The sequence below is a fragment of the Streptococcus sp. sy010 genome, from assembly GCF_007859175.1.
Taxonomy (GTDB): Bacteria; Bacillota; Bacilli; order Lactobacillales; family Streptococcaceae; genus Streptococcus.
The window spans coordinates 3,338-19,378 of record NZ_VOHO01000002.1; the positions used below are offsets into that span (position 1 = coordinate 3,338).

The following is a 16,041-nucleotide window of genomic DNA, read 5'->3' on the forward strand; positions in this document are numbered from 1 at the left end:
GTTGAATCAACTCCAGTGGTAGAAGAAGTTTCAGCACCAGTAGTTGAATCAACTCCAGTGGTAGAAGAAGTTTCAGCACCAGTAGTTGAATCAACTCCAGTGGTAGAAGAAGTTTCAGCACCAGTAGTGGAGTCAACTCCAGTGGTAGAAGAAGTTGTTGCAACATCAACGACAGTTAAGGAAACTTATGATGCAACTAATACTTACCCTGTTGGTCAATGTACATGGGGAGTTAAGGCTTTGGCTCCTTGGGTTGGTAACTATTGGGGTAATGGTAACCAGTGGATTGCAAGTGCTCAAGCAGCAGGTTATTCAGTTGGAACAACACCAACAGTGGGTTCTATTGCAGTATGGCCTTACGATGGTGGTGGTTATGGTCACGTTGCCTTGGTAACAGCCGTTAATAGCCCAACAAGTATTCAAGTAATGGAATCAAATTATAATGGTAATCAAACAATCGGTAACTACCGTGGTACATTCAACCCTTATGAAAGTTATTGGGGTGGTACAGTAATGTATATTTATCCTTAAAATAAATGAATGACAGTCTTTAGATTTTATTCTAAAGACTTTTCTTTTATTTAGTCTTATGGTTTTGATTGAAAAAGTAAGGAAAAAAAGCTAAAATAGTAGTGGATTAAAACTTTGGAGGAAGTCATGTCGTTTTCAAACCTAAAATTATTCGCTTTGTCGTCTAATCAGGAACTAGCCAAAAGAGTAGCAGATACTATTGGAATTTCTTTGGGTAAATCAAGTGTACGTCAGTTTTCAGATGGTGAATTGCAGGTTAATATTGAAGAATCAATTCGTGGTCATCATGTCTTTATTTTACAATCGACTAGCTCACCAGTTAATGATAATTTGATGGAAATTTTGATAATGGTTGATGCGCTGAAGCGAGCGAGTGCAGAGTCTGTTAGCGTGGTTATGCCTTATTATGGTTATGCTCGTCAGGATCGTAAAGCACGTTCTCGTGAGCCGATTACATCAAAATTAGTGGCTAATATGTTACAGGTAGCTGGTGTTGATCGTTTGTTGACGGTTGATTTGCATGCCGCACAAATTCAAGGTTTCTTTGATATCCCTGTGGATCACTTAATGGGAGCTCCTTTGATTGCGGATTATTTTGTTCGTCGTGAGATGACTGGTGACGATTACGTCGTGGTGAGTCCTGACCATGGGGGCGTGACGCGTGCTCGTAAATTAGCTCAATTTTTGAAAACGCCAATTGCGATTATTGATAAACGTCGTAGTGTCGATAAGATGAACACCAGTGAAGTGATGAATATCATCGGAAATGTTTCTGGTAAGACTTGTATTTTGATTGATGACATGATTGATACAGCAGGTACGATTGCCCATGCAGCTGATGCCTTGGCAGAAGCAGGAGCAACTTGTGTTTATGCTTCATGTACTCACCCAGTCTTATCTGGTCCAGCCCTTGATAATATCCAAAATTCAGCCATTAAAAAATTGGTGGTTTTGGATACGATTTACCTACCAGAAGAGCGTTTAATTGATAAGATTGAACAAATTTCGATTAGTCAGTTAATAGCAGATGCGATTATCCGTATTCATGAAAAACGCCCACTTTCTCCCTTATTTGAATTAGATAAAAGAAAATAAAATAATCGTTAGCCTAGGCTAACGATTTTTGATTTTGGTATAATATTTTTATGGTACTTCAAGAAACAAGAGGTTTAATTCTTTATAATCAAAATTTTCGTGAAGATGATAAGCTGGTTAAGATTTTTACTGAGCAAGCAGGCAAACGCATGTTTTTTGTGAAGCATGCTAGTCGTTCTAAACTAGCTCCTGTTATTCAACCCTTGACCTTGGCTGAATTTATTCTTAATATCAATACACAAGGTTTGTCTTATATTAGAGATTATCATGAAATTAAAGTTTTTTCGCAAATCAATAGTGATATTTTTGGTCTGTCTTATGCTAGTTATATTGTAGCTTTATCTGACGCTGCCATTAGTGATGGTACTCATGATCCTCATCTTTTTGCCTTTTTGACGAAGACTTTGGAGTTGATGGATGACGGGATTGATTATGAAATATTAACCAATATTTTTGAGATACAAATTCTATCTCGTTTTGGTATTGACTTAAATTTTAGTGAATGTGTGATTTGTCGAAGGAAAGAGCAAGCATTTGATTTTTCTTTTAAATATGCAGGTGTATTGTGTCCAAAACATTATCATGAAGATCAGCGTCGTAGCCATTTAGATCCCAATGTCCCTTTTTTATTAAATAAGTTTCAGGCAGTTAATTTTTCTGAGTTACAGAGTATTTCTCTTAAGAAAGAGATTAAGTCGAAATTGCGTTTGTTTATCGATCAGCTTTATGAAGAATATGTCGGAATTCAACTAAAAAGTAAGAAATTTCTTGATCAATTGGAGAATTGGGGCCAAATCATGCGAGAATCAGACAATGGGTGAGGAACTGAAAAACTGACGGAATCATGTTATAATAGCAGTATTGTTATCTATTAAAAAGGAGAAAAAATGAAACGTATTGCAGTAGATGCTATGGGTGGAGATTATGCCCCACAAGCTTTAGTTGAAGGTGTTAATCAAGCTTTAGCTGAGTTTCAAGATCTTGAGATTCAACTATATGGTGATGAAGCCGCTATTCGACCTCATTTGACAGTGACAGAACGTGTTAGTATCATTCATACCACTGAAAAAATTGCTTCAGATGATGAACCAGCTAAGGCGATTCGACAAAAAAAGAAAGCCAGTATGGTTTTGGCTGCTAAGGCGGTTAAAGAAGGTCAAGCGGATGCTGTCCTATCTGCTGGAAATACGGGAGCTCTTTTGGCGGCAGGTCTTTTTGTGGTTGGTCGAATTAAAGGGATTGATCGTCCAGGTTTATTATCTACTCTACCAACCGTAGATGGCAAGGGTTTTGATATGTTGGATTTGGGAGCAAATGCTGAAAATACCGCTAAGCACTTACATCAATATGCGGTTTTGGGGAGTTTTTATGCTAAGTTTGTGCGCAATATTGACAAACCTCGTGTGGGCTTGTTGAATAACGGAACAGAGGTTAGTAAGGGGGATCCTTTGCGTAAGGAAACCTATGAGCTTTTGTCCAATGATGATCAGTTGACTTTTGTTGGTAATGTTGAGGCTCGTGACTTAATGACTGGTGTAGTGGATGTGGTCGTGGCAGATGGTTTTACTGGTAATGCAGTGCTGAAAACCATGGAAGGGACAGCCATGGCGATTATGGGGCAATTAAAATCAGCCTTGACAACAGGTGGTGTTAAAACAAAACTAGGTGCCTTAATGATTAAAGATAGTTTGCGTGGCATGAAAGACAGTTTAGATTACTCAAGTGCTGGTGGTGCGGTTCTTTTTGGAGTAAAGGCACCTGTCATCAAGGCACATGGTTCTAGTGATAGTAAGGCGATTTATCATACTATCAGGCAGATTAGAAAGATGTTGGAAACTGAAGTGGTTAAGGAATTGGTTCGTAATTTTGACCAAAATCGTCAATAAGTATAGTGATTAACGTAACAAAACAATTCTTGCGACAGAGCATGATTAAAGGTTTGAAACAAATGCCTGTTGAACAAAAGAGGCAAGCCAATCGAAGATTACTAGATGCTTTCTTGGCTCATCCTGTTTATCAAAAGGCTGATTGTTTAGCAACGTACCTATCTTTTGATTTTGAATATGATACGAGAGATTTGATCAAATCAGCTCAGGCGGCAGGAAAGCAAGTGCTCGTGCCAAAGACGTTTGCTGATGGTAAAATGATATTTTTGCCTTATGATGAAGCTAATCTAGTGCGAACAAGTTTTGGCTTGTTAGAGCCGAGAATGGATAAACCAGTGGCAGAAGTTAAGATTGATTTAATTCATGTTCCAGCATTAGTAATTAACTACCAAGGTTATCGTATTGGTTTTGGTGGAGGTTATTATGACTGTTATTTAGCTGATTTTTCTGGTCATACTTTGGTGACAGCTTATACTTGCCAGTTACAAGAATTTTTACCAGAAAAACATGATGTAAGAGTGAAAGAGGTAGTGATTGATGAAGGCTGAATGGCGAACCTATCCAGCAACCAATTTTTTATTAGCAGTAACGGTACTAGTCTTTTTATTGATGCAGTTGCGTTATTTAGGGCAGGCTAGTTCAGGCCAAGCTGTATTTGATTTTGGTGGCATGTACGGTGATTGGGTTAAAATTCGACCCAGTCAGCTTTGGCGTTTGATCATGCCGATTTTTGTGCATATTGGCTGGCAACATTTTATAATGAATAGCGTTACCCTTTATTTTTTAGGTCATTTAGTAGAAAAGTTATGGGGGTCAAAATCTTTCTTAATCTTGTATTTGTTAGCTGGTGGCTTTGGTAATTTACTAACCATGTTTGTCACTCCAAGTGTACTGGCTGCTGGAGCCTCAACGTCCTTGTTTGGTCTGTTTGCAGCTGTAGTTGTGGTTGGTTATGCTAGCAAAAATCCTTATCTCAAACAATTAGGACGCTCCTACCAAAGTTTATTGGTCTTGAATCTTTTATTTAATCTTTTTATGCCAGATGTTAGCTTGGTTGGTCATCTGGGTGGGTTAATTGGTGGAGCCTTGGCTAGTGTATTTATCTCATTACCAGAGCCTGTTTTTAGCTTGAAAAGTCGCTGGCTAGCTGCTCTAACTTATCTAAGTTTAGTCGTGCTGTTTTTAGTTTTATTTTATGCTTAATAATACGCCCACAAAATCTGAGTTTTGCTCAGATTTTTTATGTTTCAGTAACAAAATAACGTAGTACTGTTGTTAAAAAAACACCTGAGGTTAACTCAGGTGTTTTGATTATTTGCTTTTTTTATCAGATTTTTCTAATTTTTTACCAAGATCAATGATGTATTGTTTTAGGTTATCTTTGACTTGTGGGTGTTTAAGGGCATAATCAATAGAAGTTGTCATGAAGCCGAACTTATCCCCAACATCATAGCGATTACCAGTAAAGACGCGTGCAAAAACACGTTGCGTTTTGTTAAGAGTGTCAATGGCATCAGTCAGTTGGATTTCATTTCCAGCTCCAGGTGCTTGGTTTTCTAGGATGTCAAAAATTTCTGGTGTCAAAAGGTAACGTCCGATGATCGCTAAATCACTTGGAGCATCTTCTGGTGCTGGTTTTTCGACAAAGGTATCAACACTGTACAGACCGTTAGTTGCTTCGCCATGAGGGGCAATCACACCGTAGGCAGAAACTTCTTCGTGTGGTACAGGCATAACTGCAATGGTTGAAGCGTGTGTTGTTTCATAGTCATCCATCAATTGTTTGGTTAATGGCACAGCTTTTTCGTCTGTAATGTCCATCAAATCATCGCCAAGCATAACAACGAATGGTTCGTTACCAACAAAGGCTTTAGCTTGTAGAACGGCATCTCCAAGACCACGAGGATGGCTTTGGCGGATAAAGTGCAAGCGAATCCCAGTTGTTTCATCAACCAATTTTAGAAGGTCATTTTTCCCTTTTTCTTTAAGGTTATACTCCAACTCAAAGTTTGAATCAAAGTGGTCTTCGATTGAACGCTTAGCCTTACCAGTTACAACAAGAATGTCTTCAATTCCTGATTTTAGGGCTTCTTCAACGATAAACTGAATGGTTGGTTTATCAACGATAGGAAGCATTTCTTTGGCTAAGGCTTTGGTTGCTGGAAGGAAACGTGTTCCTAAACCAGCAGCAGGGATAACGGCTTTTCTTACTTTTTTCATGATTAACTCCTTTAATTTAGTTTACCACTCGTTTTCAGGGCGGAATTCATTAGACATCATATTGAGAATAGACGTTTTGATATCAGCATGTTCATAGATAACACGATAGATGGCTGTGGTGATTGGCATATAGACACCAAGTTCTTGAGCCAGTTCATAGGCGACTTTAGTGGTTGAAAGACCTTCAATCACCATCCCCATGTCTTGCTCGATACTAGCTAGGTCTTGACCTTTACCAAGGGCATGTCCTGCTCGCCAGTTACGCGAGTGAACAGAGGTACCTGTGACGATTAAATCTCCAACACCAGATAGGCCACTATAGGTTAGAGGATCAGCTCCTAGCTTAACACCTAATCGTGTGATTTCAGCTAGTCCCCTAGTAATGATAGCAGCCTTAGCATTATCACCATAGCCTAAGCCATGTAAAATACCAGCACCAACGGCAATAATATTTTTTAAGGCACCTGCCGTCTCTACGCCAATGACATCGGTATTGGTGTAAAGACGGAAGTAGTGATTACTGAAAAGTTTTTGCACATATTTGGCCTGTGTTAAATCTTTAGAGGCTGATGTGATTAAGGTGATATCACGCACAATGGTTTCTTCAGCATGACTAGGACCAGATACGACAACAATGTCGTGACGAAGATTTTCAGGAATTTCTTCTTCTAGAATCTCAGACAGGCGTTTGTGGGTATCTGGCTCTAATCCTTTGGAAGCATGCATGATTGTCACTTGATGATCAAGAACTTGAGCCACTTGTTTGGCAACCAAACGGGTAACCTTGGTTGGTACAACAAAAAGAACTGCCGTCACTTGATCTAAAGCCTCTTTCAAATCCTTATAGGCTTTGATGTTATCATCTAGAACCACATCCTTAAAATAACGAGTATTGGTGTGGTTTTGATTGATTTCGTCAATTTGCTCAGGAATGTTTCCCCAAATTCTGACGTCGTGCCCATTGTCATTTAAGACTTGGGCAAGAGCTGTTCCCCATGAGCCTGGCCCTAGAACAGCGATACGTTGCTTAGTCATAGTTTCTCCTTTGAGAACATATTGTCTTTTTAATTATATCATAAAGTAAGCGAATTTACTATTGAATGATGCTTTGATAAGTTTTGAAATTCAAGTCATTCTTGTGTATAATAAAAAGACTAGAAAAGAGGTTAATATGACAAAAATACGTGGTTTTGAGTTGGTATCGTCTTTCACAAATATAGAGTTATTGCCTAAAAGAGAAACGGCGCAAGCCGCAGGCTATGATTTGAAAGTTGCTAAGGAGATGGTGATTCTTCCTGGAGAAATCCAGCTAGTTCCAACAGGAGTGAAAGCTTATATGCAGTCAAACGAAGTACTCTATCTCTATGACCGCTCTTCCAATCCTCGTAAAAAAGGCTTGGTGTTAATCAATTCAGTAGGAGTCATTGACGGCGATTACTATAATAATCCTGCTAATGAGGGTCATATTTTTGCCCAAATGAAAAATATAAGTGATCGACCAGTCGAGTTGATAGAGGGTGAACGCTTGGTGCAAGCTGTTTTTGCTCCCTTTTTATTGGCTGATGGTGATGTGGCGACTGGTGTTCGAACAGGTGGCTTTGGTAGTACAGGCTCTTAGTTGTTTAAGGAGATAGGCTATGGCTAAGAAAAAAACGACATTTATTTGTCAAGAATGTGGCTACCATTCGCCCAAGTACTTAGGTCGTTGTCCTAATTGTTCGGAATGGTCGTCTTTTGTTGAAGAAGTTGAAGTAGCTGAAGTTAAAAATGCGCGTGTGTCTTTAACTGGCGAAAAAACTAAGCCTATGAAGTTAAATGAAGTAGATTCCATTCGGGTCAAACGAACGAAAACTGAAATGGATGAATTTAACCGTGTGCTTGGTGGTGGCGTTGTTCCAGGTAGTTTGGTTTTAATTGGGGGAGATCCAGGTATTGGTAAATCTACCCTACTCCTACAAGTGTCTGCTCAACTAGCTGATCAAGGCATAGTACTGTATGTTTCTGGGGAAGAGTCTGCCCAGCAAATCAAATTGCGTAGTGAGCGACTAGGTAAGATTGACAATGATTTTTACCTTTACGCTGAAACCAATATGCAGAGTGTGCGAGCAGAAATTGAAAAATTGAAGCCAGATTTCTTGGTTATTGATTCCATTCAGACCATTATGAGCCCAGAAATTTCAGGGGTTCAGGGTTCTGTTAGTCAAGTTCGAGAAGTGACGGCAGAGCTGATGCAGCTGGCGAAAACAAATAATCTTGCCATTTTTATTGTTGGCCATGTCACTAAAGAAGGCACTTTGGCAGGTCCTCGGATGCTGGAACACATGGTGGATACGGTGCTTTATTTTGAAGGAGAGCGCCATCATACTTTTAGAATTCTACGAGCAGTTAAAAATCGTTTTGGTTCGACAAATGAAATTGGAATTTTTGAAATGCAATCAAGTGGGTTGGTTGAGGTGTTAAATCCCAGTCAAGTGTTTTTGGAAGAACGTTTAGACGGAGCAACTGGTTCAGCCATTGTTGTGACCATGGAGGGCACTCGTCCGATATTGGCTGAGGTTCAAGCCTTGGTGACACCGACAGTTTTTGGCAATGCCAAACGAACCACTACTGGTTTGGATTTCAATCGTGTGAGTTTAATTATGGCAGTTTTGGAAAAACGTTGTGGCTTGTTACTACAAAATCAAGATGCCTATCTAAAGTCAGCAGGTGGTGTCAAACTAGATGAACCAGCCATTGACTTAGCTGTTGCAGTAGCGATTGCTTCGAGTTATAAGGAACAACCAACTAATCCTCAAGAAGCTTTTATTGGAGAAATTGGTCTGACAGGTGAGATTCGTCGAGTGACACGTATCGAACAACGTATCAATGAAGCAGCTAAACTAGGTTTTACAAAGATTTATGCTCCGAAAAATTCATTAACAGGTATTGAAATTCCCAAAGGGATTCAAGTAGTTGGAGTGGCAAGAGTCAAGGACGTTTTGACCCAAGTGTTTAATTAAAAAAATCTGTTGGTATTTTCCAACAGATTTTTTTGTTAATCTACGTAGATTTCTGATGAGTTATTAAGCCAGCTATAAAGTAAGCCAATAATGAGACCACCACCGATATAGTTACCTAATCCAGCAAAGAATAGATTTGAGATGACGCTAACAACGGTCATGCCCTCAACAGGTCCACCGTTGGCAAAGAAGGCTAGTGGGAAAGAAACGAAGTTGGCGATAACGTGTTCAAAACCAAGAAAGGCAAAGATGTAAATGATAAAAATCATTGAAAAGACCTTGCCAATATCATCTTTCATTCGTAGGGCAACAAAAACGGCAGTATTAACCACGATATTGGCAAAAATTCCTTCAATCAATTGAGTCATCGGAGATTTAGCTAGTTTAGCACTAACAGCTTCAAAGAGATAGTTGTCAGGAGTAAGGTGGTTAAACGGTGTTGTTTTTGACATGAGCCAAGAAAACAAAAGAGCCCCAACTAAGTTAAAGAAGATACAGGTTACAAGGATTTTCCCTGCTGTTAAAAGACGTAATTTTTTATTGTAAACAGCACTGGTCATATACATCATGTTAGAAGTACCCAACTCAGCATTCATATAGACAATCATAACGAGTGACCAGCTAAACATAAAGGCAAAAAGGAATTTACCAGAATGCGGCACGAGATTATCGCTATATGAGGCGATATAAAAGGCAACAGCTGTCCCCAAGGTTAAAAACATGGTTGCTAGCATAGACCTCACAGCATATTTGAGGTAATTATGACGTGACAAGTCGTCTTTTTTTTCAATGCTTTTAGCGAGGTTGTTAATCAATTCACTGTTATAACCAGTGTAGTTGTTTTTCATCTCTATTCTCCTATTTTATTTTGATAAAGCATAGCTATTATAACATATTTGCTAAGGAGAAAAAGATGATTTAGTAAAAAACTTCACATTTTTATAAAGTTAACGTTTTCATAGAAAAAATGAAAAAGTCTCAATTAAAGAGGGATTAGAAAGGTTCGTTTTTCGTCATTTATGATATAATAAAATGGATTGAACTATTAGAGGTGTTAGCCCCTCAATAACAGGAGAGTAAAATGTCAAAACCAATTCGTGTGCGTTACGCACCAAGTCCAACGGGTTTGCTTCATATTGGTAATGCCCGTACTGCTTTGTTTAATTATCTCTATGCCCGTCATCATGGTGGTCAATTTATCATTCGTATTGAAGACACAGATCGTAAACGTCATGTTGAAGATGGTGAACGCTCGCAGCTAGAAAATCTACGCTGGTTGGGGATTGATTGGGATGAAAGCCCAGAAACTCATGAACAATACCGTCAATCAGAACGCCTAGCAATCTATCAGCAATATGTAGATGAGCTTTTAGAAAAGGGATTGGCTTACAAATCTTATGTGACTGAAGAAGAACTGGCTGCTGAGCGTGAGCGTCAAGAGGCCGCTGGAGAAACCCCGCGTTACGTCAATGAGTTTTTAGGCATGACGGAAACGGAAAAAGCAGCCTACATTGCTGAACGTGAAGCTAAGGGAATTATCCCAACCGTTCGTTTGGCTGTCAATGAATCTGGTATTTATAAATGGACAGATATGGTCAAGGGTGAAATTGAGTTTGAAGGTGGCAACATCGGTGGTGATTGGGTGATTCAGAAAAAAGATGGTTACCCAACTTATAATTTTGCCGTGGTTGTTGATGATCATCTGATGGAAATTTCTCATGTTATCCGAGGAGATGACCATATCGCTAATACACCTAAGCAGTTGATGATTTATGAGGCTTTGGGTTGGGAAGCTCCAGAATTTGGGCACATGACCTTGATTATCAACTCTGAAACCGGTAAAAAATTGTCAAAACGTGATACCAATACCCTACAGTTTATTGAGGACTATCGTAAGAAAGGGTATCTGCCTGAAGCAGTCTTTAACTTTATCTCGCTATTAGGTTGGAACCCAGGTGGTGAAGAAGAAATCTTCTCTCGTCAAGAGTTGATTGAGCTATTTGATGAAAATCGTTTGAGCAAGTCACCAGCAGCTTTTGATCAGAAAAAAATGGATTGGATGAGCAATGACTACATCAAAAAAGCTGATTCAGCTAAGATTTTTGATATGGCTAAGCCTTATCTTGAAGAGGTAGATCGTTTGACAGATAAAGCAGCTGATATGGTGGCTCTTTATCAACCACAATTAAATTCTGTTGATGAAATTGTTGGTTTGACGGATCTTTTCTTTACAGATTTTCCAAGTCTATCGGAGGAAGCAAAAGAGGTGATGGCAGCTGAAACAGTTCCAACAGTTCTAACTAGCTTTAAGGAAAAACTAAGTCAGTTGTCATCAGAAGAATTTTTGGCAGACAATATTGCTCCACAAATCAAGGCAGTTCAAAAAGAAACAGGAATCAAAGGGAAAAATCTCTTCATGCCAATTCGTATTGCAGTTTCAGGTGAAATGCATGGTCCAGACCTACCAAATACGATCTATTTGTTGGGTCAAGAGAAATCAATCCAACACCTAGAACAAATGCTAGCAAAAATTAGCTAGTTTTAGAGACACTTCCAAAGGAAGTGTCCTTTTTTGACGCATAATCTGACTTGCTAAAAAGGATAAGTCATGGTAAAATGTAGGTTACGGAGGCGTTATGGCACAAAAAAAAGCGAGTTTAGCCTGTGTTGATTGCGGTAGTCGAAACTATTCGATTGGTTTAAGTAGTAATCCTAAGATGACACGGTTAGAAGTTAATAAATTCTGTAAACATTGTAAAAAGTACACCTTACACAAGGAAACAAGATAAAAGGAGAATGGTGTGAAATTCAGTATTTTTAAGGTTTTGAAAGATACCAGCTGGCCAGATCGCAAACAACGTTGGAAGGATTTCTTGTCAGTCATTGAATACACAGCGTTTTTTGCTTTGATTATTTTTATCTTTGATAAGTTATTATCATTGGGTATTCTTGATTTAATTAAACGATTTTAATCAAAGGGACAGTAAAAAGTTAATCTGACTTTTTCTGATGAAAGGATAAAAAATGTTAGATAGTTTTGATAAGGGCTGGTTTGTTTTACAGACCTATTCAGGTTATGAAAATAAGGTAAAAGAAAACCTAATTCAGCGAGCTCAAACTTATAATATGTTGGAAAACATCTTGCGTGTTGAGATTCCAACGCAGACAGTGAATGTTGAAAAAAATGGTCAAACCAAGGAAGTGGAAGAAAATCGCTTTCCAGGTTATGTTTTGGTTGAGATGGTCATGACAGACGAGGCATGGTTTGTGGTGCGTAACACACCAAACGTTACAGGTTTTGTAGGGTCACATGGTAACCGTTCAAAACCAACACCATTATTGGAAGAAGAGATTCGTTCAATTCTCTTGTCAATGGGTCAAACGATTGATGTGATTGATACCAATATCAAGGTAGGAGATACCGTACAAATCATTGATGGTGCCTTTATGGGACAAGAAGGTCGAGTTATCGAGATTGAAAACAACAAAGTGAAAATCATGATTAGCATGTTTGGTTCAGAAACCCAAGCTGAACTAGGCCTATATCAGATTGCTGAAATCAATTAAAGGTTAAGTAACAGGACATGGGTGTCCTGTTATTTTTTATTTTCTTTGCTATACTAAAGTTGTAAGAAATAAAGTCTAGGAGATGTCTTATGTTAAAAAACAAGAAAGTGATACTCTTATTTGGTTTATTGGCATTAAGAGTAGGTTTGTCCTTACTTGAAACCTTGAAAAATTTCGGAGTCGTAACATTAAAGAGTTCTCAAAATTTAATGACTTTGTCAGATTACTTGTCAATGCCGATTTTATTGCTGATTATTTATATCGCCTATGACCACTACCGTTCAGAAAAGAGATAGTCAGGATGTCATCACTATTTGCTTAAAAATACCACTCATTTTTAGGTAAATATCCTTGACAAGTTAGAGCCGTCGTGCTAAGATAATGGGAGTACTTTTTACTTTTGGTCTCTCCAAAGTGTACAGAGACGTGCTGACAAATAGTTGCAAAGTACACACTGTTCTAGGCTGTCACCAAGTGCTAGAACAACCAAAAATAAAATCTTACAGGAGAATGTAGATGCCTACAATTAACCAGTTGGTACGTAAACCACGTAAATCTAAAGTAGAAAAATCTAAATCACCAGCTTTGAACGTTGGTTACAACAGCCATAAAAAAGTTCAAACTAACGTGTCATCACCACAAAAACGTGGAGTTGCAACTCGTGTTGGAACAATGACACCTAAAAAACCTAACTCTGCCCTTCGTAAATTTGCCCGTGTACGTTTGAGCAACCTTATCGAAGTAACTGCTTACATCCCAGGTATCGGCCACAACTTGCAAGAGCATAGCGTGGTACTTATTCGTGGTGGACGTGTAAAAGACCTTCCAGGGGTACGTTACCATATCGTTCGTGGTGCACTTGATACAGCAGGTGTTGCTGACCGTAAGCAAGGCCGTTCTAAATACGGTGCAAAACGTCCTAAAGGATAATAGAAGGGAGATAAGAAAATATGAGTCGTAAAAATAGAGCGCCTAAGCGCGAAGTATTGGCAGATCCATTGTACAATTCACAACTTGTAACACGTCTTATCAACCGTGTTATGCTTGATGGAAAACGTGGAGTAGCAGCAAGCATCGTTTACGGTGCCTTTGAACAAATCGCTGAAGCAACTGGTGAAAATGCACTTGAAGTTTTTGAAACAGCTATGGAAAACATCATGCCTGTTCTTGAAGTTCGTGCACGTCGTGTTGGTGGTTCTAACTACCAAGTTCCAGTTGAAGTTCGTCCAGAGCGTCGTACAACATTAGGTCTTCGTTGGTTGGTCAATGCATCACGTTTGCGTGGTGAGCACACGATGAAAGACCGTTTGGCTAAAGAAATCATGGATGCTGCTAACAACACTGGTGCGTCTGTTAAAAAACGTGAAGACACTCACAAAATGGCAGAAGCAAACCGTGCATTCGCACACTTCCGCTGGTAAGACTAAGAGTTTTAAGACGATTAAAAGAGAATTTCAAAAAGTTGATAATAACCAATTTTTTCAAATTGTCAGTCTTTACTCAAGCTGGAGGTTTGTTCTCAAATTAAATAGCATTTGAGTTGAAGCATCTAGTTAAGATTTAAGAAATAGCAAGAACGGGTAGGTCCTGCCTATCCGTTTTTGACAAATTTATGCTATAATAAAAAAGTAAATAAAAATTTATTAGGAGAAACTAATGGCACGCGAATTTTCACTTGAAAAAACTCGTAATATCGGAATCATGGCTCACGTTGATGCTGGTAAGACAACAACAACTGAGCGTATTCTTTACTACACTGGTAAAATCCATAAAATTGGTGAAACGCATGAAGGTGCATCACAAATGGACTGGATGGAGCAAGAGCAAGAACGTGGTATCACAATCACATCTGCAGCAACAACAGCTCAATGGAACGACCATCGTGTAAATATCATCGACACACCAGGACACGTGGATTTCACAATCGAAGTACAACGTTCTCTTCGTGTTCTTGATGGTGCAGTTACCGTTCTTGACTCACAATCAGGTGTTGAGCCACAAACAGAAACTGTATGGCGTCAAGCAACTGAGTACGGCGTTCCTCGTATCGTATTTGCCAACAAAATGGATAAAATCGGTGCTGACTTCCTTTACTCAGTAAGCACACTTCATGATCGTTTGCAAGCAAATGCTCACCCAATTCAATTGCCAATCGGTGCAGAAGATGACTTCCGTGGTATCATTGACTTGATTAAGATGAAAGCTGAGATTTACACTAACGACCTTGGTACTGACATCTTGGAAGAAGATATTCCTGCTGAATACCTTGAGCAAGCTGAAGAGTACCGTGAAAAATTGGTTGAAGCAGTAGCTGAAACAAACGAAGACTTGATGATGAAATACCTTGAAGGTGAAGAAATCACTAACGACGAATTGAAAGAAGCAATCCGTCAAGCAACAATCAACGTTGAGTTCTTCCCTGTACTTTGTGGTTCTGCCTTCAAAAACAAGGGTGTTCAATTGATGCTTGATGCAGTTATCGACTACCTACCAAGCCCACTTGATATCCCTGCAATCAAAGGTATCAACCCAGATACTGACGAAGAAGAAACTCGTCCAGCATCTGATGAAGAGCCATTTGCAGCCCTTGCCTTCAAAATCATGACAGACCCATTCGTAGGTCGTTTGACATTCTTCCGTGTGTACTCAGGTGTTCTTAACTCAGGTTCATACGTTTTGAATACATCAAAAGGTAAACGTGAGCGTATCGGACGTATCCTTCAAATGCACGCAAACAGCCGTGAAGAAATCCAAACAGTTTACTCTGGAGATATCGCTGCCGCTGTTGGTTTGAAAGATACAACAACTGGTGATTCATTGACTGATGAAAAAGCTAAAGTAATCCTTGAGTCAATCAACGTTCCAGAACCAGTTATCCAATTGATGGTTGAGCCAAAATCTAAAGCTGACCAAGACAAGATGGGTATCGCCCTTCAAAAACTTGCTGAAGAAGATCCAACATTCCGTGTTGAAACTAACGTTGAAACTGGTGAAACAGTTATCTCTGGTATGGGTGAGCTTCACTTGGATGTCCTTGTTGACCGTATGCGTCGTGAGTTCAAGGTTGAAGCTAACGTAGGTGCTCCTCAAGTATCTTACCGTGAAACATTCCGTGCTTCAACTCAAGCTCGTGGATTCTTCAAACGCCAATCTGGTGGTAAAGGTCAATTCGGTGACGTTTGGATTGAATTTACACCAAACGAAGAAGGTAAAGGTTTCGAGTTTGAAAATGCTATCGTCGGTGGTGTGGTTCCTCGTGAATTCATCCCAGCGGTTGAAAAAGGTTTGATTGAGTCTATGGCTAACGGTGTCCTTGCTGGCTACCCAATGGTTGACGTAAAAGCTAAACTTTACGATGGTTCATACCATGATGTTGACTCATCTGAAACTGCCTTCAAGATTGCGGCTTCTCTTGCCCTTAAAGAAGCTGCTAAATCAGCTCAACCAGCTATCCTTGAGCCAATGATGCTTGTAACCATTACTGCTCCAGAAGATAACCTTGGAGATGTTATGGGACATGTGACTGCTCGTCGTGGTCGTGTAGATGGTATGGAAGCTCGTGGTAATACACAAGTGGTTCGTGCCTTTGTACCATTGGCTGAAATGTTCGGTTATGCAACAGTTCTTCGTTCTGCAACTCAAGGACGTGGTACGTTCATGATGGTATTTGACCACTATGAAGATGTTCCTAAGTCAGTTCAAGAAGAAATTATCAAAAAAAATAAAGGTGAAGACTAATTATC

The 16,041-nt window shown here is 39.3% G+C and carries 19 protein-coding genes; 16 read left to right on the plus strand and 3 right to left on the minus strand.

All coding sequences use genetic code 11. From position 1 onward, the window contains the following. The 6 genes from FRX51_RS05885 to FRX51_RS02440 form a co-directional block, all read left to right on the plus strand. Window positions 1-531, plus strand: a 531-nt coding sequence (locus FRX51_RS05885; RefSeq protein ID WP_261379790.1) for a CHAP domain-containing protein, incomplete at its 5' end; no start/stop codon positions are given. 126 nt (window positions 532-657) lie between these two features. Beyond that, window positions 658-1,626 (plus strand): ribose-phosphate diphosphokinase, encoded by a 969-nt coding sequence (locus FRX51_RS02420; protein ID WP_146460793.1) that lies wholly within the window; start codon window positions 658-660, stop codon window positions 1,624-1,626. Window positions 1,627-1,676: 50 nt separating this feature from the next. Continuing rightward, window positions 1,677-2,447 (plus strand): DNA repair protein RecO, encoded by a 771-nt coding sequence (recO, locus tag FRX51_RS02425; protein WP_146495558.1) that lies wholly within the window; start codon window positions 1,677-1,679, stop codon window positions 2,445-2,447. A 66-nt stretch (window positions 2,448-2,513) separates the two neighbouring features. After that, window positions 2,514-3,512, plus strand: coding sequence for a phosphate acyltransferase PlsX (gene plsX / locus FRX51_RS02430; protein ID WP_146495560.1), 999 nt, complete (start codon window positions 2,514-2,516; stop codon window positions 3,510-3,512). A 5-nt stretch (window positions 3,513-3,517) separates the two neighbouring features. After that, the gene (locus tag FRX51_RS02435; RefSeq protein ID WP_261379791.1) at window positions 3,518-4,060 is read left to right on the plus strand and encodes a 5-formyltetrahydrofolate cyclo-ligase; all 543 of its coding nucleotides are present in this window, start codon (window positions 3,518-3,520) and stop codon (window positions 4,058-4,060) included. Beyond that, on the plus strand, window positions 4,050-4,715 hold the full coding sequence (locus FRX51_RS02440; protein ID WP_146495562.1) for a rhomboid family intramembrane serine protease: 666 nt from the start codon (window positions 4,050-4,052) through the stop codon (window positions 4,713-4,715). Before FRX51_RS02435 ends, FRX51_RS02440 begins: the two co-directional genes overlap by 11 nt. Window positions 4,716-4,823: 108 nt before the next feature. On the opposite strand, the gene galU is transcribed toward FRX51_RS02440, so the two are convergent. Together galU and FRX51_RS02450 are read right to left on the minus strand one after the other, a co-directional pair. Next, the gene (gene galU, locus FRX51_RS02445; RefSeq protein WP_146460803.1) at window positions 4,824-5,732 is read right to left on the minus strand and encodes a UTP--glucose-1-phosphate uridylyltransferase GalU; all 909 of its coding nucleotides are present in this window, start codon (window positions 5,730-5,732) and stop codon (window positions 4,824-4,826) included. 21 nt (window positions 5,733-5,753) lie between these two features. Beyond that, on the minus strand, window positions 5,754-6,767 hold the full coding sequence (locus tag FRX51_RS02450) for an NAD(P)H-dependent glycerol-3-phosphate dehydrogenase (RefSeq protein WP_146495564.1): 1,014 nt from the start codon (window positions 6,765-6,767) through the stop codon (window positions 5,754-5,756). A gap of 136 nt (window positions 6,768-6,903) precedes the next feature. Between FRX51_RS02450 and FRX51_RS02455 the strand changes: the two genes are divergently transcribed. Both FRX51_RS02455 and radA read left to right on the plus strand, forming a co-directional pair. Next, entirely contained in the window at window positions 6,904-7,350 is a 447-nt protein-coding gene (locus FRX51_RS02455) for a dUTP diphosphatase (RefSeq protein ID WP_146495566.1), read from the plus strand. 19 nt (window positions 7,351-7,369) lie between these two features. Then, entirely contained in the window at window positions 7,370-8,731 is a 1,362-nt protein-coding gene (radA, locus tag FRX51_RS02460) for a DNA repair protein RadA (RefSeq protein WP_146495568.1), read from the plus strand. Between the two features lie 35 nt (window positions 8,732-8,766). Here radA and FRX51_RS02465 read toward each other — a convergent pair whose 3' ends face one another. Then, window positions 8,767-9,579 (minus strand): formate/nitrite transporter family protein, encoded by an 813-nt coding sequence (locus tag FRX51_RS02465; protein ID WP_146495570.1) that lies wholly within the window; start codon window positions 9,577-9,579, stop codon window positions 8,767-8,769. Window positions 9,580-9,812: 233 nt separating this feature from the next. On the opposite strand from FRX51_RS02465, the gene gltX reads away from it, so the two are divergent. The 8 genes from gltX to fusA all read left to right on the plus strand — a co-directional run bounded on the left by gltX (window position 9,813) and on the right by fusA (window position 16,036). Then, window positions 9,813-11,270, plus strand: a complete 1,458-nt coding sequence (gene gltX, locus FRX51_RS02470; RefSeq protein WP_146495572.1) for a glutamate--tRNA ligase — start codon at window positions 9,813-9,815, stop codon at window positions 11,268-11,270. Between the two features lie 97 nt (window positions 11,271-11,367). Further along, window positions 11,368-11,520 (plus strand): 50S ribosomal protein L33, encoded by a 153-nt coding sequence (rpmG, locus tag FRX51_RS02475; RefSeq protein WP_146460815.1) that lies wholly within the window; start codon window positions 11,368-11,370, stop codon window positions 11,518-11,520. A gap of 12 nt (window positions 11,521-11,532) precedes the next feature. After that, window positions 11,533-11,703 (plus strand): preprotein translocase subunit SecE, encoded by a 171-nt coding sequence (secE, locus tag FRX51_RS02480; RefSeq protein ID WP_146460817.1) that lies wholly within the window; start codon window positions 11,533-11,535, stop codon window positions 11,701-11,703. A gap of 52 nt (window positions 11,704-11,755) precedes the next feature. Then, window positions 11,756-12,298 carry a transcription termination/antitermination protein NusG gene (nusG, locus tag FRX51_RS02485; RefSeq protein WP_146460819.1) on the plus strand — a complete coding sequence of 181 codons (543 nt, stop codon included), beginning with the start codon at window positions 11,756-11,758 and terminating at the stop codon, window positions 12,296-12,298. Window positions 12,299-12,387: 89 nt separating this feature from the next. Continuing rightward, window positions 12,388-12,594 (plus strand): hypothetical protein, encoded by a 207-nt coding sequence (locus FRX51_RS02490; protein WP_146495574.1) that lies wholly within the window; start codon window positions 12,388-12,390, stop codon window positions 12,592-12,594. Between the two features lie 220 nt (window positions 12,595-12,814). Next, window positions 12,815-13,228, plus strand: a complete 414-nt coding sequence (gene rpsL, locus FRX51_RS02495) for a 30S ribosomal protein S12 (protein ID WP_009854984.1) — start codon at window positions 12,815-12,817, stop codon at window positions 13,226-13,228. A 20-nt stretch (window positions 13,229-13,248) separates the two neighbouring features. Continuing rightward, window positions 13,249-13,719, plus strand: a complete 471-nt coding sequence (gene rpsG / locus FRX51_RS02500; protein WP_146460823.1) for a 30S ribosomal protein S7 — start codon at window positions 13,249-13,251, stop codon at window positions 13,717-13,719. Between the two features lie 235 nt (window positions 13,720-13,954). Beyond that, entirely contained in the window at window positions 13,955-16,036 is a 2,082-nt protein-coding gene (gene fusA / locus FRX51_RS02505; protein WP_146495576.1) for an elongation factor G, read from the plus strand. The last annotated feature ends 5 nt before the right edge of the window (window positions 16,037-16,041 follow it).